The sequence below is a fragment of the Microbacterium sp. Y547 genome (assembly GCF_057669785.1).
This window is the reverse complement of the sequence record NZ_JBYHFN010000001.1, coordinates 97,219-117,790: the sequence shown is the minus strand read 5'-3', so window position 1 is coordinate 117,790 and position 20,572 is coordinate 97,219. Positions and strand designations below refer to the sequence as shown.

The window sequence follows — 20,572 nt, the reverse complement described above, 5'->3', positions numbered from 1 at the left end:
GCGATTACGCTTGGATGACGGCGCGAAGGTGGGTCGAGCCCGTCTGCCGTTCCTCCGTCGAAGGGAACCCGTGACCACCGAGCCGCACCCCGATCTCTCCGCATACGACGCCGTTCTGTTCGATCTCGACGGCGTCCTCACCCCTACCGCCGACGTGCACATGCACGCCTGGCGGACGATGTTCGAAGAGCTGTTCGCGCAGTGGAACATCGAGCCGCCCTACAGCGACGCCGACTACTTCGCATCGCTCGACGGCAAGAAGCGGTATGACGGCGTCGCGAGCCTCCTGCGCTCGCGCGACGTCGAGGTGCCGTGGGGCGACCCGTCCGACCCCGTCGAAGCAGACACCGTGTGCGGTATCGGCAACCGCAAGAACGTCGTGTTCGAGCGCATCCTGCGTCAGGATGGCATCGCGCCCTACCCGGGCTCGCTCGCGATGCTCGACGCGCTCGACGCCGCCGGCACGCCGGTCGCGGTCGTCTCCAGCTCGAAGAACGCTGAAGAGGTGCTCACCGTCGCCGGCATCCGCGACCGCTTCCCCGTCGTGATGGACGGCGTCATCGCCGAACGCGACCACCTCGCCTCCAAGCCCGCGCCCGACGTGTTCATCGAAGCGGCCCGGATGCTGGGGGTCGATCCCGCCCGCTCCGTCGCCGTCGAAGACGCCATCAGCGGCGTCCAGTCCGCCGCCGCCGGCGGCTTCGGTCTCGTCATCGGCGTCGACCGCGGTGTCGGCGCCCCCGCCCTCATCGACGCCGGGGCAGACCTCGTCGTCTCTGACCTGCAGGAGCTCGTCCCGTGATCGATCGCGACCGCTTCCCCGTCGACCCCTGGCGACTCGTCGAGAACAGGTACTCCGACGAGGACGCGGGGGTCACCGAGACGCTGTTCTCGCTCGCCAACGGCTACCTCGGGTTGCGCGGCAACCACGCCGAAGGGCTGCACGCGCACGAGGACGGCACGTTCATCAACGGGCTGCACGAGACCTTCCAGATCCGTCACGCCGAGCAGGCGTTCGGTTTCGCCGAGGTCGGGCAGATCATCGTGAACGCTCCCGACGCCAAGGTCATGCGCCTCTACGTCGACGACGAGCCGCTGACGCTCGACATCGCCGACCTGCGCGACTACGAGCGCAGCCTCGACATGCGCGACGGCGTGCTGCGCAGATCGCTGCTGTGGATCACGCCGTCGGGCAAAGAGGTGCGGGTCGAAGATGAGCGCCTCGTCTCGTTCGACCACAAGCACCTCGCCGTCCTGCGCCTGGACGTCACGGTCCTCAACGCGGATGCACCCGTCACCATCAGCTGCCAGATGATCAACCGCCAGGACGGCGAGAACGTGTACGGCGGCAATCCGATCGTCACGAAGAAGGCCGGTTTCGACCCGCGCAAGACCGAGAAGCTCGATGCGCGCGTCCTGCAGCCGCAGGAGTACTGGCAGGAAGACGACCGCTCGGCGCTGTCGTACCGCGTGACCGAATCGGGAATGACGGTCGCCGTCGTCGCCCAGCACCTCGTCGAGACGGCGAACGAGTTCGAGACTCGCCGCCTGGTCGAGCCCGACATCGCCAAGAACGTCTTCCGCGTCCAGGCCAAGGCGGGCGTGCCGATCCGCATCACGAAGCTCGTCGGCTACCACACGTCGCGGGGCGTGCCCGCGCGCGAGCTCGTCGATCGCTCGCGCCGCACGGTCGATCGCGCCCTGAACCTCGGCGTCGACGCGATCTTCGCCGGTCAGCGCGCGTGGCTCGATGACTTCTGGAAGCGCTCTGACGTGCGCATCGGCGGCCACGACGACCTGCAGCAGGCGACGCGCTGGTGCCTCTTCCAGCTCGCGCAGGCGTCGGCCCGGGCCGACGCGCATGGCGTGCCCGCGAAGGGCATGACCGGCTCGGGATACAGCGGGCACTACTTCTGGGACACCGAGATCTACGTGCTCCCGTTCCTCACGTACACGACGCCTCTGTGGGCACGCAACGCACTGCGAATGCGCTACCTCATGCTCCCCGCGGCGCGGCGGCGCGCCTTCCAGCTGAATGAGGCGGGCGCTCTGTTCCCCTGGCGCACGATCAACGGCGAAGAGGCCTCGGCCTATTACGCCGCGGGCACGGCGCAGTTCCACATCAACGCCGACGTCTGTTATGCGCTGGCCAAGTACGTCCGCGCGACGGGCGACGTCGACTTCCTGCACCGCGAGGGCGTCGACATCGCGGTCGAGACGGCACGCCTGTGGGCGACCCTCGGGTTCTGGCGCGTCAGTGACGGCAGCATCGATGTGGAGTCCTTCCACATCCACGGCGTGACCGGTCCCGACGAGTACACGACGGTCGTCAACGACAATCTCTTCACGAACGTCATGGCGCGGTTCAACCTGCGCTTCGCCGCACGCACGGTCCGCGACATGCAGCGGGACGCTCCCGAGGCGTACCGGCTCATGGCCGAGCGCCTCGCCCTCGAGCCCGACGAGGCCGAAGCGTGGGATCGCGCCGCCGACGCGATGCACATCCCGTTCAGCCCCGCCCTGGGCATACACCCTCAGGACCACGTGTTCCTCGAGCGGGAGATCTGGGACCTCGAGAGCACGCCGCCCGACAAGCGCCCGTTGCTGCTGCACTTCCACCCGCTCGTCATCTACCGCTACCAAGTGCTCAAGCAGGCAGACGTCGTGCTGGCGCTCTTCCTGCAGGGCAATTACTTCTCGGCCGAGGACAAGCTCGCCGACTTCGAGTACTACGACCCGCTGACGACGGGCGACTCGACGCTCTCGGCGGTCGTGCAGTCGATCCTCGCGGCCGAGGTGGGCTATCAGGACCTCGCCCTGGAGTACTTCCGCCAGGCGCTGTTCGTCGATCTGGCCGACCTGCACGCCAACACCGCCGACGGTGTGCACGTCGCCTCGGCCGGGGGAGTGTGGACGGCGCTCGTCTCGGGCTTCGGCGGCATGCGTGATCACTTCGGCGAGCTGACGTTCGACCCGCGGCTGCCCGTGTCGTGGCCGTCGCTCGAGTTCGTGCTGCACTGGCACGGCACGCGCCTGGACATCGCGATCACGCACGACGAGCTGCGCGTGCGCGCGTCAGAGGGCGACCGCGTCGGCTTCAGCGTGCGGGGCAGGGCATACGTCGTCGAAGCGGGCGGAGAGCTCGTGGTGCCGCTGCACGGACAGGGGCCCGTCATCCCCGGGCGCCCGTCGCTGCAGGGGCTCGGGGAAGCGCGCCGCGAAGACGGCTCGATCCTGTCGGCCTCGGTCCCGACCGTGACGGCGTCGATCCCCATCATCGGGGCGGGCGCCGACGTCGAGTTCGGGGTCGATGTCTGAGGGCAGGTGCAAGACCGGGTGCCGGTGCACGATCAGCTTCGGTGTCCGACGTACGCCGTAGGCTAGGCGGGTGACCACAGCCCTCTATCGTCGCTACCGACCCGAGTCCTTCGGCGAGATGATCGGCCAGGCGCAGGTCACCGATCCGCTCATGACGGCGCTGCGCGGCGATCGCGTCGGTCACGCGTACCTGTTCTCGGGTCCTCGCGGCTGCGGAAAGACGACCTCGGCGCGCATCCTTGCGCGCTGCCTGAACTGTGCGCAGGGCCCGACCGACACCCCGTGCGGCACGTGCGACAGCTGTGTCGAGCTCGGCCGCGGCGGCGGCGGATCGCTCGACGTCGTCGAGATCGACGCCGCGAGCCACAACGGTGTCGACGATGCCCGCGACCTGCGCGAACGCGCGATCTTCGCGCCCGCGCGCGACCGGTTCAAGATCTTCATCCTCGACGAGGCGCACATGGTGACGCCGCAGGGCTTCAACGCCCTGCTCAAGCTCGTCGAAGAGCCGCCCGACCACGTCAAGTTCATCTTCGCGACGACCGAGCCCGAGAAGGTCATCGGCACGATCCGCTCGCGCACGCACCACTACCCCTTCCGGCTGGTTCCGCCCGCCGCGATGCTCGACTACGTGCAAGAGCTCTGCACGAGCGAGGGCGTCGAGGTCGAAGCCGGGGTTCTGCCGCTCGTCGTGCGCGCCGGCGGAGGGTCGCCGAGAGACACGCTGTCGCTGCTGGATCAGCTCATCGCGGGCTCCGACTCCGACGGCGATTCCGCCACGGTCGTTCGGTACGAGCGTGCCGTCTCGCTGCTCGGGTACACCCACGCCGAACTGCTCGACGAGGTCGCCGACGCGTTCTCGGCGAACGACGCCGCGGCCGCTTTCGCAGCGATCGACCGTGTCGTGCAGACCGGACAAGACCCCCGCCGCTTCGTCGACGACCTGCTCGAGCGACTGCGAGACCTCATCGTCATCGCCGCGACGGGGCAAGGCGCCTCGGCCGTGCTGCGCGGGCTCTCTGAAGAAGACCTCGCACGAATGACCCGTCAGGCCGAGGCATTCGGTCCGGCTCGGCTGTCGCGCACAGCCGACATCGTCGTCTCGGCGCTCGACGACATGACGGGTGCGACCTCGCCGCGCCTGCAGCTCGAGCTCATGGTCGCGCGCGTTCTCGCGAGCGGTTCGGCGGTGGCGGCCGAGTCACCCCGCGCGGCGGCCGAAGCGCGCCCAGCGGTCGCGGCCCCTGCCGCCCAGGCTGCCGCGCCTGCTCCTGCTGCGCAGGCTCCGGCTTCTGCTGCCCAGGCTCCCGCCCCTGCCGCTCAGACGCCGGCTTCTCCTGCCGCTCCTGCACCGGCCTCTCCTGCCCCTCAGGTGCCGGCTTCTCCTGCCGCTCCCGCAGGGGCGTCGGCACCGGTTGCCGAGCCCCTCGCGACGGGTCCCGTCACGCTGCAGCGCATGCAGGATGCCTGGCCCGAAGTGCTCTCGCGTCTCGAGCAGATGCGGCGCTCATCGTGGCTGATCGCGTCGGCGACGCGCGTCATCGAGCTCGACGGCGACCCCGCGGCGCCCAACATCACGCTCTCGTTCCGAAGCGCCAGCGACCTCGAGCGCTTCAAGCCGCGCGCCATGGGCGGCACCGATGCCCACGTCGACGTGCGTCAGGCGATCGCCGACACACTTGGTGTGCAGGTGCGCTTCCGCACGCGGCTCGACGGCCCGCCGCCCCCGGGGCGCGATGAGGCACCGCCCCCGTCTGACGACCCGCCGCCGCCCGACGACGACCCTTCCGATCGCCCCGGACCTTCGAACTTCGCACCCGCAGCTGAGCGTGCCCCCCAGGCACCGCCGCGCGAGCGCCCGGCGCCGCAGCGCGCGCCGCAGTCCGCGTCGCCGGTGACCGAGTGGGCCGTCGCGTCGATCCCGGCGACCCCCGACGCACCCGCTCCCGCCTCGGCGAAGGGCGGTCCCGCCGCATCGCTCGCCGTCGACGACGAGCCCGAGGACGCAGCATCCGCTCACTCGCGCACGCTCACCACGACGCTCGCGCGCGACGGCGCGGTGCTGCCACCGGCTGACGTCTCGCCCTCGATCCAGCCCGTCGACGACGAGATCGAGGCCGAGCAGCTCGACCCCGTGCCGGTCCCGCCCGTCGTCACCCCGCCTACGCCGCCCGCGCGCCGCAACGACGGCGTGCAGCGCTACGGCGAGGCCGTCGTCCGCCAGATGCTCGGTGCGACGTTCGTGCGAGAAGAGCCCTACACACCCGCGACGAAGTTCGGATAGCCCATGTACGACGGCATCGTCCAAGATCTCATCGACGAATTCGGCCGGCTTCCGGGCATCGGCCCGAAGTCGGCGCAGCGCATCACGTTCCACATCCTGCAGTCGCCGTCGTTCGACGTCTCGCGTCTCGCGCACCTGCTCAGCGAGGTGCGCGAAAAGGTGCGCTTCTGCGAAGTGTGCGGCAACGTGTCCGAACAGGATCGCTGCAGCATCTGCCGCGACCCGCGGCGCAACGCCTCGCTCATCTGCGTCGTCGAAGACGCCAAGGACGTCGCGGCGATCGAGCGCACGCGGGAGTTTCGCGGCCTCTACCACGTGCTCGGCGGCGCGATCAGCCCCATCGCCGGCATCGGCCCCGATGACCTCCGCATCACGCAGCTCATGCAGCGCCTCGCCGACGGCACGGTGCAAGAGGTCATCCTCGCGACGAACCCCAACCTCGAGGGCGAAGCGACGGCGACCTACCTCAGTCGGCTCCTGCACTCGCTCGACATCGCCGTGACACGGCTCGCATCGGGCCTGCCGGTCGGCGGCGACCTCGAATACGCCGACGAGGTCACGCTCGGTCGCGCGTTCGAAGGGCGCAGGTCGGTCGGAGGATGACCGCGGCGCTTCACCGGTTCACGCCGCGCGCCTGGGTGCTGTTCGGCGCGATGTGCCTCATCTGGGGCATGCCCTACCTCTTCATCAAGCAGGCGGTCGACTCGTACTCGCCCGCATCGGTCGTCGCGGGTCGCACCCTCATCGCAGCCTTCATCCTGCTTCCGTTCGCGATACGCCAGGGGGCGCTTCGCCCCGCGTGGAAGAAGATCGGCTGGGTGCTCGTGTTCGGCGCCGTCGAGATGGCCGGACCGTTCCTGCTGCTCAGTCACGCCGAGCAGACCCTGCCCTCCGGGCTCACGGGGCTGCTCGTCGCGACGGTGCCGCTGTTCGCCGCGATCATCGCCTTCACGGCGGGCGACCGGTCGGTGCTGAAGCCCTCGCGGATGATCGGTCTCGCGGTCGGCTTCGGCGGCGTGGCGATCATCGTCGCCGGTCCCGGCCTCGCCGTCGGCGGCACGAGCTCGCTCATCGCGATCGGAGAACTGCTGCTCGTCGCGATCGGGTACGCGATCGCCCCGTTCATCGTCGCGCACAAGCTCAAGGGCATTCCGGCGCTCGGAACCATCACGATCTCGCTCGCCGCTGTGGGGATCTTCTACCTGCCGATCGCCCTGCTCACGCAGCACGAGATGCCCACGATCGAGAGCACGACGGCGCTCATCCTGCTCGCCGTCGTCTGCACGGCCGTCGCGTTCATCGTCTTCTTCGCGCTCATCGACATCGTCGGTCCGTCGCGCGCGCCGCTGTTCACCTACGTCAACCCGGTTGTGGCGATCCTCCTCGGCGTCCTGATCCTGGGCGAGCAGCTCACCCCGGGGCTGATCGTCGGATTCCCGCTCGTGATCCTCGGATGCTGGCTCGCGGCGACCGGCGGTGCGCTGCGCGCAAAGAAGCCTCCGGGCGACCTGCCGGTCATCGCCCCGGGCTGACCCGTGCGTGTCGTTTCGCCGTCGTCGTCACATGAGCGGGGGAGCATGACGGGCTCCGTAAGATGGAGCTCTGCGCGCGGCATCCGTCCGTGCATTCCGGGGAGTTCCACGTGGCGCTGATCGTCCAGAAATACGGCGGGTCGTCTGTCGCGGATGCCGAGGGCGTCAAGCGCGTCGCCAAGCGCATCGTCGACACGCGACGCGCGGGACACGACGTCGTCGTGGCCGTGAGCGCAATGGGCGACACGACCGACGAACTGCTCGATCTCGCGAACGAGGTCGCACCGATCCCGCCGCCGCGTGAGCTGGACATGCTGCTCTCGAGCGGTGAGCGCATCTCGATGGCGCTGCTGGCGATGGCCATTCACTCGATGGGCTTCGAAGCACGATCCTTCACGGGCAGCCAAGCGGGCATGATCACCGACTCGACGCACGGCGCGGCCCGGATCGTCGATGTCACGCCGGTGCGCCTGCGCGAAGCGCTCGATGAGGGCGCGATCGTCATCGTCGCGGGCTTCCAGGGGTTCAATCGCGACACCCGCGACATCACGACGCTCGGCCGAGGCGGCACCGACACGACCGCCGTCGCGCTCGCCGCCGCGCTCAACGCCGACGCGTGTGAGATCTACAGCGACGTCGATGGTGTCTTCACCGCCGATCCCCGCGTCGTGCCGAAAGCGCGAAAGCTGCGCGCGGTCACGAGCGAAGAGATGCTCGAGCTCTCGGCGAACGGCGCGAAGGTGCTGTACATCCGCGCCGTCGAGTACGCACGCCGCCACGGCGTGCTCATCCACGCACGCTCGACATTCAGTTCGGGCGTGGGAACATACGTGCTCGGCCCGGGGATGACGATCCCCGACGGCGAAGAGGGAGAACAGATGGAAGAGCCGATCGTCGCGGGAGTCGCGACCGACCTCAGCCAGGCCAAGATCACCGTCGTCGGGGTTCCCGACGTGCCGGGCAAGGCCGCCGAGATCTTCAAGGTCGTCGCCAAGTCCGGCGCCAACGTCGACATGATCGTGCAGAACGTGTCGGCGGCGACGACGGGGCGCACCGACATCTCTTTCACGGTGCCCAAGACCGAGGCGGGCACCGCGCTGCGCGCGCTCGCGGCGGAGCAGCCCGAGATCGGGTTCGAGAACCTGCTGCACGACGACCAGATCGGAAAGCTCTCGGTCGTCGGGGCCGGCATGCGCACGCACTCGGGCGTCTCGGCGACGCTGTTCGAAGCGCTGTCGGTGGCCGGCATCAACATCGAGATGATCTCGACGTCCGAGATCCGCATCTCGGTCGTCGTGAGCGGCGACGAGCTCGTCGATGCCGCTCGCGCTGTGCACACTGCGTACGACCTCGACGGCGAGATCGAAGCGATCGTCCACGCCGGAACCGGCCGCTGAGCGGCCTGAGAGGACCCGACACCATGACGCGCATCTCCGAATCCGGAGTCTCTGTCGCCATCGTCGGCGCCACCGGCCAGGTCGGCACGGTCATGCGCGAGATCCTTCTCGAGCGCGACTTCCCGATCCGCGAGCTGCGCCTGTTCGCCACGGCCCGCTCAGCCGGCACGTCGGTCGCCTTCGGTGACAGCACCGTCGTCGTCGAAGACATCGCCACGGCAGACCCCGCTGGCATCGACATCGCCTTGTTCTCGGCCGGCGCGACCGGCAGCCGCGCGCACGCGCCCCGCTTCGCCGACGCCGGGGCGGTCGTCATCGACAATTCCAGCGCATGGCGTCTCGACCCGGATGTGCCGCTCGTGGTCAGCGAGGTCAACCCGCACGCGATCGCCGATGCCCGGCGCGGCATCATCGCCAACCCGAACTGCACGACGATGGCCGCCATGCCGGTCATGAAGGCCCTCCACGACGAGGCGGGGCTCGAGCGGCTCATCGTGAGCACGTACCAGGCCGTCAGCGGCTCGGGGCTCGCCGGTGCCGAAGAGCTGCTCGGTCAGGTCGAGGGTGTGCTCGCTCAGGGCGACACGCTCCGGCTCGTGCACGACGGCTCCGCTGTCCAGTTCCCCGAGCCCGAGAAGTACGTCGCCCCCATCGCGTTCGATGTCATCCCGCTCGCGGGCTCCATCGTGGACGACGGAGAAGACGAGACCGACGAAGAGAAGAAGCTGCGCAACGAGAGCCGCAAGATCCTCGAACTGCCCGACCTTCGCGTCGCGGGCACGTGTGTGCGCGTGCCGGTCTTCACGGGGCACTCGCTGAGCATCAACGCCGAATTCGCGCGCGACATCTCGCCCGAGCGGGCGCGCGCCGTGCTCGCCGTGGCTCCGGGAGTCGCCCTCGATGAGGTGCCGACCCCCCTGCACGCGGCGGGCAAGGACCCTAGCTTCGTGGGTCGTATCCGCGCCGACCAGTCCGCCCCCGCGGGCAAGGGCCTCGTGCTGTTCATCAGCAACGACAACCTGCGCAAGGGTGCGGCGCTGAACACCGTGCAGATCGCCGAACTCGTCGCCGCGTCGCTTCGCGGGGCAGCCCGGGCGTGAGCGATCCGGCGTGTCTGCGGACCCGCCTAGAATCGTAGGGTGACCGAACCCTTGGATGTCGTCCTCGTCGGCGGTGGCATCATGAGCGCCACCCTCGGCACTCTGCTGTCCCAGCTGCAGCCCGATTGGAAGATCGTCGTCGTCGAACGACTCGGCGATGTCGCGCTCGAAAGCTCGAACGCGTGGAACAACGCCGGAACGGGTCACGCGGCGCTGTGCGAGCTCAACTACATGCCCCAGGGCCCCGACGGCACCGTCGACCCCGCCAAGGCTGTCGCGATCAACGAGCAGTTCCAGCAAAGCCGGCAGTTCTGGTCGACGCTCGTCGAGGAGGGCGTGCTCGATGCCCCCTCGACCTTCATCAATCCCGCACCGCACATGACGTTCGTGCGCGGCGAGAAGGATGTCGCCTACCTCAAGAAGCGCTACGAAGCACTCAAGGACCAGCCTCTCTTTGCGGGCATCGAGTACAGCGAGGACTCGCGCGTCATCAACCAGTGGGCGCCGCTGCTCATGCAGAACCGCGTCGCGGGCGAGCCGTTCGCCGCCACCCGCGTGCCCGCGGGCACCGACGTCGACTTCGGTGCTCTCTCCCATCAGCTCTTCGACCACCTGCGCGACCGCGGCGTCGATGTCGTGACGAACTGCGAAGTGCGCCGCATCCGTCGTCAGAAGAACGGCCTGTGGCGCATCAACTGGCGCAACACGATCGGGCACACGCCCGGGTACACCGACGCCCGCTTCGTCTTCGTCGGCGCGGGCGGCTGGGCGCTGAAGCTGCTGCAGTCGTCGCGCATCCCCGAGATCTCGGGATACGGCGTCTTTCCCATCGGCGGGCAGTTCCTCAAGACGACCAATCCCGAGGTCGTTGCGCAGCACAAGGCGAAGGTCTACTCGCAGGCCTCGGTCGGCGCCCCGCCCATGTCGGTGCCGCACCTGGACACCCGCGTCGTCGACGGCGAGACTTCTCTGCTGTTCGGCCCGTTCGCGACCTTCAGTCCGAAGTTCCTCAAGAACGGCCGCATCACCGACATTGTGGCGCAGGTTCGCCCGGGCAACCTCTGGCCCATGATGAAGGTCGCTCTCGACAACCCCTCGCTCATCACGTACCTCGTCGGCGAGCTGATGAAGAACCACGCCAAGAAGGTCGACAGCCTGCGCACCTTCATGCCCACCGCGAAAGACGAGGACTGGACGCTCATCCAGGCCGGCCAGCGCGCACAGGTCATGAAGAAAGACCCCAAGAAGGGTGGCGTCCTGCAGTTCGGCACCGAGGTGATCACGAGCGAAGACGGCACGATCGCGGGTCTGCTCGGGGCGTCGCCGGGTGCGTCGACGGCCGTCTCGATCATGCTCGGTCTGCTCAAGACGTGCTTCCCCGAGCAACTTCCGCAGTGGGAGCCGCGCCTGCGCGAGCTCGTGCCGAGCTACGGCGAGACGCTGAACAACCGCCCCGAGGTCGCCGAAGCCGAGCTCGCCAAGACCGCGCAGACCCTCTCGATCCTGGCGTAACGCCAGGCATTCTGAGGTCGCGCTCGCGGCATCTCCGGCCCTCGCGGGGTGCTCTGGACCTGACGCGTCGCGGGTGCGTCTGCGCGCGACTACGCTCGGCACGTGGCAAAACTGTACTTCCGCTACGGAGCGATGAACTCCGGCAAGTCGACCGCCCTGCTGCAGGCGGCGTACAACTATGAGGAACGCGGTCAGCGGGTGCTGCTGGCCAAGCCCGCGATCGACACGAAGGACGTCGACCGAGTCTCGTCGCGTCTGGGGATGTCCCGCCCCGTCGACTTCCTCATCCGCCCCGATGACGATGTGCGCGCGCTGTTCGCCGGCCACCGCTCGCGACTGCGCCACGACGCCGTCGAGATGCTGATCCCCGACGCGTCGGTATCGGGCCGCGCGGCCGATGTCGCGTGCCTCCTGATCGACGAGGCGCAGTTCCTCACGCCCGCGCAGGTCGATGATCTGCTGCGCATCGTCGTGCTCGATGGCATCCCGGTGCTCGCGTACGGGATCCGCACCGATTTTCGCACCGAGGCGTTCCCCGGCTCGCGGCGCCTGCTCGAACTGGCGCACAGCCTCGAAGAGCTGAAGACGATCTGCCGGTGCGGGCGCAAGGCGCTCTTCAACGCGCGGCTCGTCGGCGGACGGTTCGTGTTCGACGGCGACCAGGTCGCGATCGACGAGCTATCGCCCGACCGCGTGACCTACGAATCCATGTGCGCGGAGTGCTATCTCAGCGAGTCCGGTGGGCGGCTCGGCTGACCGGGCCGCCGTAGGCTAGGGCCATGCGCGTTCTTCTTGCCGGCGGGGCCGGGTACATCGGAACCCACACCGCGGTCGCCCTGCTCGACGCCGGCCACGACGTCGTGCTGCTCGATGACCTCTCGGGCACGAGTCCCGTCGCCGCGGAGCGCGTCGCCGAGATCACGGGCCGGGACGTGCCTCTCGTTGTGGGGGATGCCGCCGACGACGTCGTCGTCGAGCAGGTGTTCGCCGACCACGGCCCGATCGACGCGATCGTGCACCTCGCGGCGTTCAAGGCCGTGGGGGAGTCGACGCAGAAGCCGCTCGACTACTACTCGAACAACCTCGACACGACGTTCGCCCTGCTGCGCGCGGGTATCGCGCACGGCATCCGCTCGTTCGTCTTCTCGAGCACGGGCACGGTCTACTCCGACCCCGCCGACCTGCCGTTCACCGAGCAGTCCGCGACGAGCGTCGACCTCTCGAACCCGTACAGCAAGTCCAAGCGCATGAACGAGGTCGTCCTCGCCGACGTCGCGCGGGTGAACCCCGAACTGAACGTCACGATCCTGCGCTATTTCAATCCCGTGGGCGCGCACCCGTCGGGTCTCATCGGAGAAGACCCCGCGGGCATCCCCAACAACCTCATGCCGTTCGTATCGCGCGTCGCGATCGGAACGCTCGATCGCATCGGCGTGTTCGGTGACGACTACGACACCCCCGACGGAACGGGCCTGCGCGACTACATCCACGTCGTCGACCTCGCCGAGGGCCATGTCGCGGCGCTCGAAAAGGCCGAACCCGGCTTCGCGGTCTACAACCTCGGGACGGGCGTTCCGGTCAGCGTGCTCGACCTGGTCGCCGCTTTCGAGCGTGCCGTGGGGCGGGAACTGCCCAAGAAGATCCTGGCGCGCCGGCCGGGTGATGTCGCGGCGACCTACTGCGACCCGTCGAAGGCCCGCGCCGAGCTGGACTGGCAGACGCGCCTCACGATCGACGACGCGTGTCGCGACTACTGGAACTGGCAGACGAAGAACCCCGACGGCTACGGCACCGTCTGAGCTCAGGTCGGCGCGGGCCCGGGAGCCCTCTTCGCGCGCTTCGGCGGGCGCGGTATGAGCATCGGCGTCGACCGCTGGTAGTCGGCGTAGGCCGGGTACTTCGACGACGAGATCGACTCGGTGAAGATCGTCGATCCGATGAAGAGGATCGTCAGCAGGATCGCGCCGATGATGGTCCAGTTGATCGCGCCTCCCCAGAAACCGAGGCCCGAAGCGACGGCCGCCGTCGCGCCGATCGCGTAGAACACCCACCACTGGGCCTGCTCGAAGAAGAAGTTCGGGTGACGGCTCCACGAGAACATCCCCGCGGTGAGAAAGCCCTCCGCGGTGCCGGCCTTCTTGGCCCGGTGGAAGTCCCACTGCTGCTGGTCCGCCATGAACTCCCCGACGAGGAAGCCCGCGAACAGGACCGCGAACACGACGTCCCAGACGGTGAAAGGCGCCGGGTGCTCCCACGCCATGTACGCCGGAAGCGTGATGAGCACGAGCAGGGCGTTCTGGTACAGGACGATGAAGAGCAGGTTGAAGATCTGGAACTGCCACGGCTTCATGCGACCGCGAAGGATCGCCCACCGGTAGTCCTCCATGCCGGTGTATCCGCCCTTGCGGGCGAAGTTGAAGGTGAGCCGAGCTCCCCACGCCGTGGCGAGGAGCGCCATGACGAGCAGCCGGGCCGCGTCGGCCCCGTCGGCGATCGCAGCGGCCGCGAAGATCCAGACGTAGACCACCGGGACGATAGACCACAGGCGGTCGACCCATGACGTGTCCTTCGTGATGAGCGAGGCGATCCAGCAGAAGGCGCAGGTCGCGGCGAAGACGATGAGCACGACGGTGAGCGGGTCCATGCGGTCAGGGTAGCGGCCGATCACCGTCGATCCGGCGGTGATCACGGAGTGGCGGCCGATGTAGACCACGGAGTGTTGCCGTGGTCAGACCACAGCCGCTAGTGTGGTCGGACCACAAAGGAGCCGCATGTCCGATACGACGCGCGCATGGCGCACGGTGCTCGAGCGGATCGAGGGCGAGATGCTCGACGGCACCCTCGGACCGGGCGACCGGCTGCCATCCGAGCGCGAGCTCGCCGCGACGCTCGGTGTCGGGCGCTCGAGCGTGCGCGAAGCCCTGCGCGTGCTCGAGGTCATGGGGCTTCTCCGCCTCGGCACCGGCTCTGGGCCGACAGCGGGAGCGATCATCACCGCGACCCCCCAGGGCGGGCTCTCGGCGGTCCTGCGGCTCCAGGTCGCGGCGCAGGGCTTTCCCCTCGACGACGTCGTCGCGACCCGCCTCGTGCTCGAGACCGCCGTCGTCGAGACCCTCGCCGACGCATCCGGGGCGGCGACGGCCGACGCCCACGTCGTGCTCGACGCGATGGAGCGCGCGGACCTGACGCCGGCGGAGTTTCTCGCGCTCGATGCGCAGCTGCACCTGACACTCGCCGAGGCATCCGGCAATCAGGTCATCGCCGCCATGATGACGGGCCTGCGGGCATCGATCGAGTCGTACGTGCAGGCCGGCGTCGACGGCATCGCCGACTGGCAGGCGACCGCCGCGCGCCTGCGCACCGAACACCGCGCTCTCCTGGCCGCTGTGGATGCCGGTGAGGCATCGCTCGCACGCACTCTCGTTCACGACCACATCACCGGCTACTACGCCGAAGCGGGCCTCGACCGTCCGCGCCCCTGACAGAAGGAAGCCCACCATGGTGAAACGACAGCTGCCCCGTCCCGCTGAGCTCCTCGAGCTGATGCAGTTCAAGAAGCCCGAGCTCGACGGCCGCAAGCGTCGGCTGGAGGGCGCGCTCACGATCGCCGACCTGCGCACGATCGCGAAGCGGCGCACGCCCAAGGCGGCGTTCGACTATACCGACGGTGCGGCCGAGGGAGAGCTGTCGCTGTCCCGAGCGAGGCAGGCGTTCGCGGACGTCGAGTTCCACCCTGACGTTCTGCGTCCCGCCGCGTCGGTCGACATGTCGACCGAGATCCTCGGCGGACCGTCGGCGCTCCCGTTCGGCATCGCGCCGACCGGCTTCACCCGCCTCATGCAGACCGAGGGCGAGACGGCCGGCGCGGGGGCGGCCGGGGCCGCCGGCATCCCGTTCACACTTTCGACGCTCGGCACGACCTCGATCGAGGACGTCGCGCGGGTGAACCCGCACGGGCGCAACTGGTTCCAGCTGTACGTCATGCGCGACCGCGACATCTCGTACGGACTCGTGCGCCGGGCCGCCGAGGCCGGGTTCGACACGTTGCAGTTCACGGTCGACACACCGGTCGCCGGAGCTCGCCTGCGTGACAAGCGCAACGGCTTCTCGATCCCGCCGCAGCTCACGGTCGGCACGATCATCAACGCGATCCCGCGGCCGTGGTGGTGGTTCGACTTCCTCACGACGCCCAAGCTCGAGTTCGCCTCGCTCTCGACGACGGGCGGAACCGTCGGCGAGCTTCTCGATGCCGCCATGGACCCGACGATCAGCTATGACGACCTCGCCGTCATCCGTGACCTGTGGCCCGGCAAGATCGTCGTCAAGGGCGTGCAGAACGTCGAAGATTCCCGGCGGCTCATCGATGCCGGCGTCGACGGGATCATCCTGTCGAACCATGGCGGCCGCCAGCTGGACCGTGCGCCCGTGCCTTTCCACCTGCTGCCCGAGGTTGTGCGCGAGGTGGGCAAAGACGCGACGGTCATGATCGACACGGGCATCATGAACGGTGCCGACATCGTCGCGGCGATCGCCATGGGCGCGAAGTTCACGCTCATCGGCCGCGCGTACCTGTACGGCCTCATGGCCGGCGGACGCGAGGGCGTCGACCGCACGATCGCGATCCTGCGCGGCGAGATCGAGCGCACCATGAAGCTGCTCGGCGTCTCGTCTCTCGCCGAACTCGAGCCGCGGCACGTGACGCAGCTGACCCGGCTCGTACCAGTGCGTGGGCAGGGCGTGCGCGCCTCGGTCTGAGCGCGGCTGCGGCTCAGCGCTCGGGCAGCGTCGGGATCAGCTCGTCGAGCAGCTGCGCGGTTTCTTCCCAGCCCTCGACCGCGCGGCAGCGGACGCCCATCGCGAGCACGGGGTAGTCGTTGCCGTCGGGGTCGAGGCGGTCGCCGATGAAGAGCATGTCATCGAGCGGGATGCCGGAGTGCTCGGCCAGCTTCCGCATGCCGTAAGCCTTGTCGATGCCGCGGTGGGTGATGTCGACCGACGTCGATCCCCCCGAGCGTACTTCGAGATCGGGCAGACGATCGGCGACGGCGGCGCGAAGCGTGTTCTTCTTCTCGCCTGTCGGGTCCCATGCTGATTTGGCGTCCAGCGGAGCGCGCTGGCCGAGGGCCGAGAATGTGATCTGCGACCCACGGTCCTCGAGGATGTCGCCCCACGGCTCGGACTCCCACAGGCCCAGGCGGCGCGCCTCGGACTCGACCGCCGCGAGGGCGCGCGTCTTCTCGTCGTCGGTCAGCGCGTGCGCGTAGACCGTGACCATGCCGTCCGGGGTGAGCCGGTAGTACTGCGTGCCGCACGTCGGCAGCAGGTGGAAGGCGTCGAGGCTGTGCTTCGCGGCATCCGGCAGCAGCTCGATGACCTGAGCGGTGAACTGAGCGAGCTGGCCGCCCGAAATGATCGCGACCTCGACGCGCTCGGCGAGGGCGACGAGAAGGTCACCGATACGGGGGTCGATCGCGCTCTTGGACGGCGCGAGGGTGTCGTCGAGATCGAAGGCGACGAGACGTGGTGAGCTCACGGACAGCCCTTCTGCATCGATTGACCGCATGGCCCCTTCAAACGAATCGACCGACCGCAAGCGGCCGGTCGATTCAGTTGGTCGGGGTGACAGGATTTGAACCTGCGGCCTCTTCGTCCCGAACGAAGCGCGCTACCAAGCTGCGCCACACCCCGTTACCGCTCGCACGGCAACCCCACGAGTCTACCCGATCGGCGAGCGTGCTCCGAACGGATTCAGTCGCGGGGGAGAAGTGTGAGCAGTGACGCCTCAGGACGGCAGGCGAAGCGCACCGGGGCGTAGATCGAATGCCCGAGGCCCGCGCTGACGTTGAGGGGCACGACGCGTCCGTTGTGCGCCCAGGCGCTCAGTCCGCGCGCCTGATCGAGGGGGATGTCGCAGTTCGCGACGAGGGCGCCCACTCCGGGCAGTCGCACCTGCCCGCCGTGCGTGTGACCCGCGAACAGCACGTCGGCGCCGAAGTCGATGAAAGCGTCGAGAACACGGCGGTAGGGGGCGTGCGTCACGCCGATCGTGAGGTCGGCGGCGCCGGTCTCGCGCAGTCCTGCCAGGAGCGGTGGCAGGTCGTCGAGGCGGTCCCAGTCGCGGTGCGCATCGCGCACGCCGAAGGCATCGATGCGCAGGCCACCGGCCTGCAGGGATCCGGCGGCGTTGTTCAGGTCGAGCCAGCCGAGGTCATCGCGCAGATAGGCATCGAGAGCGGCGGTGTTGAGCTCGACCTCGGTGCGCGCGGTCTTCGAGGGGCCGCTGAAGTACTTGACGGGGTTGCGCGGACTCGGCGCAGTATGGTCGTTCGAGCCGTTCACGAACACGCCCGGCACGCCGCGCAGCGGGTCGTAGGCACGGCGGATGCCGCGCAGACCGTCGCGGTGACCGAGGTTGTCGCCCGTGTCGACGACGAGGTGAGGCTCGAGTTCTGCCAGCTGAGCGATCCACTGCTGCTTGCGCTGCTGCCACGGCGCCATGTGGGCGTCCGAGATGTGCAGGACGCGCACGGGGTCGGCGCCCGCCGGGAGCACACGCACCTCGTGGGTGCGCAACGTGAACAGATAGCGTTCGATCCCGATGCCCCACAGGGCCGCTCCGGCGCCGAGCGCGCCCGCGATCCCGAGGGTCGCGAGAGCGCCCGAACGAACGGATCCCATCAGCAGCTGCGGGCGGCGTAGCTCACCGAGATCGGCGAGTTGCGATTCACGACCGAGCCGGCGGCGGGGTCTGTGGCCGTCACCCGTTGCGCGTCGCCCTCGAGGTCGGCGTTCACGGTGCACGTGCCGTCGGACACGTTGCCGAAGCCCGCGGCGCGCAGGCGGCCCTTCGCCTCATTGAGGGATGCTCCGCTCACGTCGGGCACCGACACGCCCTGACCGTTGCTCGGTCGGATTGTGACCGTGGTTCCGGCGGGCACGCGACCCGCGCCGGGATCCTGCTGCGCGATCGTGCCTGCCTCTTCGGCACCGTCGACAGCGTCGCCGACGTTGACCGAGAAGCCGGCGCCTTCGAGCTCGGCGCGTGCCTGGTCGGTGGACATGCCCACCACGTTCGGCAGGTCACGCAGCACCTGACGGGTCAGCTCGCCGTACTCGCGCGAGAACTGGTCTCCGCCGTAGAGCTCGTTGGCGGCGAACTGCGTCTGACGCGCCAGGGGATAGCGCATGTCCGCGATGCGGTAGCCATTGGCGTACTTGCGGAAGATGTCGCCGAACCCGTCGCTGTTGCCGACCCAGGCAGCGGTCGAGACGCGCGTCGAGGACTCGACCATCCAGGACTGGTACTCCTCGTGCGAACCGGTCTTGCCGAGCACGGGGGCATTCCGCGGGTTGGCACCCGAACCCGTGCCGCCGTTCATGACGCCGACGAGCGCGAGCGCGGCGGTCGAGGCGACCGCGGGCTCGAGCACGGTCGTGCACGTGCGCTCGGGGATCGGCAGCTCGACGCCGTCGAAGTCGACGACGCGGTCGATGACCTTGGGCTGGCAGTAGACGCCGTTGTTGGCGACCGTGCCGTAGGCGCCGGCCATGGCGACCGGCGAGATGTTGTCGTCACCGATCACGTTGTTCGCGTACTTCATCTCGATCGGCCGTCCGTCACCGGTCTGAACGCCCATCTTGGTGGCGATCTTCGCGATGTCGCAGAGGTCGAGCTGCTCGGCCATCGCGAGGTAGCCCGAGTTGAGCGACGTGGCGGTGAATCGCATCGGGGTGCCCACCCAGCCGCCGGCGTTGCCGAAGTTGCCGATCCTGTCGCGGGCGACGTTGACCCAGTCGCCCGTGCACGAGTTGGTCATGCGTGGGAAGACGCGGTTGACGCCGTTGATCGTCTCGTTGACCGACTTGCCGGCCTCGAGCCAGGCGAGGAGGGTGAAGAGCTTGAACGTCGAGCCGACGTTGAAGCCCTCGGACTTGCCGGTCACGTGGTCACCCGCGTAGACGAGCGACGAGTAGTTCGGGTCGCCCGAGAGGTTGGCGTCTTCGCTGAACACCGTGTTCTGCGCGATGGAGAGCACGCGCCCGTTGGTGTTGTCGATGCTGACGGTCGACGAACCCAGTCGTCCGGTCTCGCGTCCGGTCCAGCCTTCGGCCGACGTGGGCACGACCTCACGCATCGCCTGCTCGGCCGCCGCCTGCATGCGCGGGTCCATCGTGATGTAGACCTTGAGGCCGCCGCGCTGCAGCGTGCGCATGCGATCGTCGGGCGTCTCGCCGAACGCTTCGTCGGCGAGGATCGTGTTCTTGACGTACTGGCAGAAGTACGCGGCACCGCCTGCTGCGGCGCATCCGATCGTCGGTGCCTGGATATTCGGCGTGATGGGCTCGATGACGGCCGCGACGTACTCTTCGTACGTGATCTTGCCGTCGCCGAGCAAGCGGCTGAGCACGTACAGCTGGCGACCCTTCGTCGCGCTGTAGGGGTCGGCTGCCGCGACGTACTGCTCCTGCGTGATCGTGCCGTCGTTGAGGAGGGCCTTGAGCGGCCCGAACTGCGCCTCGTCGATGTCGTCGATGATGCCGTCGGCTGCCTTGTTGTAGGCATTGCCGTCGCGGTCGAAGATCGAGCCGCCGGGCTTGTCGAAGCGGTACGTGTTGGGGTTCTGCACGATGCCGGCCAGCGTCGCCGCCTGCGACACGTTGAGGTCGGCTGCCGAGACGCCGAAGTAGAAGCGCGCGGCGGCGTCGATGCCGTAGTTCTGACCGCCGAAGTTGGCGATGTTGAGGTAGCCGAGCAGGATGTCGTTCTTCGAGTACTTCTGCTCGAGCGAGATGGCGTAGCGCATCTCCTGCAGCTTGCGCTGGATGCCCTCGGCGCCCTGGGCCGTCGTGGCATCCGTCCAGCACTCGGCGAGCACCTGGTCGCGAGACTTCTCTTCGGTCGCCGTGGCGTTGGCCTCGCAGCGCTGAACGAGCACGTTCTTGACGTACTGCTGGCTGATCGACGAACCGCCCTGCGTCTCGCCACCGCCCTGCACGTTGGAAAGCACGGCGCGCGTCGTGCCGATGAGGTCGACTCCGCCGTGCTGGTAGTAGCGGGGGTCCTCTGACGAGAGGATCGAGTCGTAAAAGACGGTCGCGACCTCGTTGAACTCGACGGGGGAGCGGTTCTGGTCGTAGAACTTCGCGAACTCCTGCTCTTCGCCCGTCTCGGGGTTCGTGACGATGAGCGTCGAGGGGAGCATGAGCTTCTCGATGTCCAGGACACTCGGCAGGTTGTCGAACATGTCGAGGGCACTCGATGCGGCAGCGCCGGTGACGGCGATGGCCGGGGTGACGGTGGCGGTCACGAGAAGACCCGCGACAGCGCTCAGACCGACCAGACCCGCAAGGCCGCCGAGCACACCGGTGGCCGTTCGTTTCGTTCCAGGCATAGGGTGATCGTAAGGGAACTACCTGAGGTTTCCCCTG

The 20,572-nt window shown here is 68.5% G+C and carries 16 protein-coding genes and 1 tRNA gene; 12 read left to right on the top strand and 5 right to left on the bottom strand.

The window, feature by feature from the left end; all coding sequences use genetic code 11:
• Positions 1–70: 70 nt before the first annotated feature.
• From AC25Y0_RS00600 to galE, 10 genes are all read left to right on the top strand, one after another.
• On the top strand, positions 71–802 hold the full coding sequence (locus AC25Y0_RS00600) for an HAD family hydrolase (RefSeq protein WP_488134041.1): 732 nt from the start codon (positions 71–73) through the stop codon (positions 800–802).
• Positions 799–3,318, top strand: coding sequence for a glycoside hydrolase family 65 protein (locus AC25Y0_RS00595; RefSeq protein WP_488122423.1), 2,520 nt, complete (start codon positions 799–801; stop codon positions 3,316–3,318). The genes AC25Y0_RS00600 and AC25Y0_RS00595 overlap by 4 nt, the downstream gene beginning before the upstream one ends.
• A 70-nt stretch (positions 3,319–3,388) precedes the next feature.
• Entirely contained in the window at positions 3,389–5,602 is a 2,214-nt protein-coding gene (locus AC25Y0_RS00590) for a DNA polymerase III subunit gamma and tau (RefSeq protein ID WP_488122422.1), read from the top strand.
• A 3-nt stretch (positions 5,603–5,605) separates the two neighbouring features.
• Positions 5,606–6,205, top strand: coding sequence for a recombination mediator RecR (gene recR / locus AC25Y0_RS00585; protein ID WP_488122421.1), 600 nt, complete (start codon positions 5,606–5,608; stop codon positions 6,203–6,205).
• Positions 6,202–7,134 (top strand): DMT family transporter, encoded by a 933-nt coding sequence (locus AC25Y0_RS00580; RefSeq protein ID WP_488122420.1) that lies wholly within the window; start codon positions 6,202–6,204, stop codon positions 7,132–7,134. Before recR ends, AC25Y0_RS00580 begins: the two co-directional genes overlap by 4 nt.
• Before the next feature lie 110 nt (positions 7,135–7,244).
• Positions 7,245–8,531: an aspartate kinase gene (locus AC25Y0_RS00575; RefSeq protein ID WP_488134040.1), complete on the top strand. Its 1,287-nt coding sequence runs from the start codon at positions 7,245–7,247 to the stop codon at positions 8,529–8,531.
• 23 nt (positions 8,532–8,554) lie between these two features.
• Entirely contained in the window at positions 8,555–9,631 is a 1,077-nt protein-coding gene (locus AC25Y0_RS00570; RefSeq protein WP_488134039.1) for an aspartate-semialdehyde dehydrogenase, read from the top strand.
• 39 nt (positions 9,632–9,670) lie between these two features.
• Entirely contained in the window at positions 9,671–11,143 is a 1,473-nt protein-coding gene (locus AC25Y0_RS00565) for a malate:quinone oxidoreductase (protein WP_488122417.1), read from the top strand.
• Between the two features lie 102 nt (positions 11,144–11,245).
• Positions 11,246–11,899 (top strand): thymidine kinase, encoded by a 654-nt coding sequence (locus AC25Y0_RS00560; protein ID WP_488134038.1) that lies wholly within the window; start codon positions 11,246–11,248, stop codon positions 11,897–11,899.
• A 23-nt stretch (positions 11,900–11,922) separates the two neighbouring features.
• Positions 11,923–12,942 carry a UDP-glucose 4-epimerase GalE gene (gene galE / locus AC25Y0_RS00555; RefSeq protein ID WP_488122415.1) on the top strand — a complete coding sequence of 340 codons (1,020 nt, stop codon included), beginning with the start codon at positions 11,923–11,925 and terminating at the stop codon, positions 12,940–12,942.
• Between the two features lie 2 nt (positions 12,943–12,944).
• On the opposite strand, the gene AC25Y0_RS00550 is transcribed toward galE, so the two are convergent.
• On the bottom strand, positions 12,945–13,787 hold the full coding sequence (locus tag AC25Y0_RS00550) for a DUF1295 domain-containing protein (RefSeq protein WP_488122414.1): 843 nt from the start codon (positions 13,785–13,787) through the stop codon (positions 12,945–12,947).
• A gap of 127 nt (positions 13,788–13,914) precedes the next feature.
• Between AC25Y0_RS00550 and AC25Y0_RS00545 the strand changes: the two genes are divergently transcribed.
• Together AC25Y0_RS00545 and AC25Y0_RS00540 are read left to right on the top strand one after the other, a co-directional pair.
• Entirely contained in the window at positions 13,915–14,625 is a 711-nt protein-coding gene (locus AC25Y0_RS00545) for a FadR/GntR family transcriptional regulator (protein ID WP_488122413.1), read from the top strand.
• Between the two features lie 16 nt (positions 14,626–14,641).
• Positions 14,642–15,898, top strand: a complete 1,257-nt coding sequence (locus tag AC25Y0_RS00540; protein ID WP_488122412.1) for an alpha-hydroxy acid oxidase — start codon at positions 14,642–14,644, stop codon at positions 15,896–15,898.
• Positions 15,899–15,911: 13 nt separating this feature from the next.
• On the opposite strand, the gene AC25Y0_RS00535 is transcribed toward AC25Y0_RS00540, so the two are convergent.
• The 4 genes from AC25Y0_RS00535 to AC25Y0_RS00520 form a co-directional block, all read right to left on the bottom strand.
• On the bottom strand, positions 15,912–16,676 hold the full coding sequence (locus tag AC25Y0_RS00535) for an HAD-IIB family hydrolase (protein ID WP_488122411.1): 765 nt from the start codon (positions 16,674–16,676) through the stop codon (positions 15,912–15,914).
• Between the two features lie 78 nt (positions 16,677–16,754).
• Positions 16,755–16,831 (bottom strand) — tRNA-Pro (locus AC25Y0_RS00530).
• 60 nt (positions 16,832–16,891) lie between these two features.
• The gene (locus tag AC25Y0_RS00525) at positions 16,892–17,821 is read right to left on the bottom strand and encodes a metallophosphoesterase (RefSeq protein WP_488134037.1); all 930 of its coding nucleotides are present in this window, start codon (positions 17,819–17,821) and stop codon (positions 16,892–16,894) included.
• The gene (locus AC25Y0_RS00520) at positions 17,821–20,535 is read right to left on the bottom strand and encodes a transglycosylase domain-containing protein (RefSeq protein ID WP_488134036.1); all 2,715 of its coding nucleotides are present in this window, start codon (positions 20,533–20,535) and stop codon (positions 17,821–17,823) included. The genes AC25Y0_RS00525 and AC25Y0_RS00520 overlap by 1 nt, the downstream gene beginning before the upstream one ends.
• Positions 20,536–20,572: the final 37 nt, after the last annotated feature.

Excerpts from the sequence above, each read along its gene's own strand:
- AC25Y0_RS00570 (WP_488134039.1), top strand. The coding sequence starts at position 8,555 with ATGACGCGCATCTCCGAATCCGGAGTCTCTGTCGCCATCGTCGGCGCC.
- AC25Y0_RS00550 (WP_488122414.1), bottom strand. The coding sequence starts at position 13,787 with ATGGACCCGCTCACCGTCGTGCTCATCGTCTTCGCCGCGACCTGCGCC.
- AC25Y0_RS00545 (WP_488122413.1), top strand. The coding sequence starts at position 13,915 with ATGTCCGATACGACGCGCGCATGGCGCACGGTGCTCGAGCGGATCGAG.
- galE (WP_488122415.1), top strand. The coding sequence starts at position 11,923 with ATGCGCGTTCTTCTTGCCGGCGGGGCCGGGTACATCGGAACCCACACC.
- AC25Y0_RS00580 (WP_488122420.1), top strand. The coding sequence starts at position 6,202 with ATGACCGCGGCGCTTCACCGGTTCACGCCGCGCGCCTGGGTGCTGTTC.
- recR (WP_488122421.1), top strand. The coding sequence starts at position 5,606 with ATGTACGACGGCATCGTCCAAGATCTCATCGACGAATTCGGCCGGCTT.
- AC25Y0_RS00520 (WP_488134036.1), bottom strand. The coding sequence starts at position 20,535 with ATGCCTGGAACGAAACGAACGGCCACCGGTGTGCTCGGCGGCCTTGCG.
- AC25Y0_RS00540 (WP_488122412.1), top strand. The coding sequence starts at position 14,642 with ATGGTGAAACGACAGCTGCCCCGTCCCGCTGAGCTCCTCGAGCTGATG.
- AC25Y0_RS00525 (WP_488134037.1), bottom strand. The coding sequence starts at position 17,821 with ATGGGATCCGTTCGTTCGGGCGCTCTCGCGACCCTCGGGATCGCGGGC.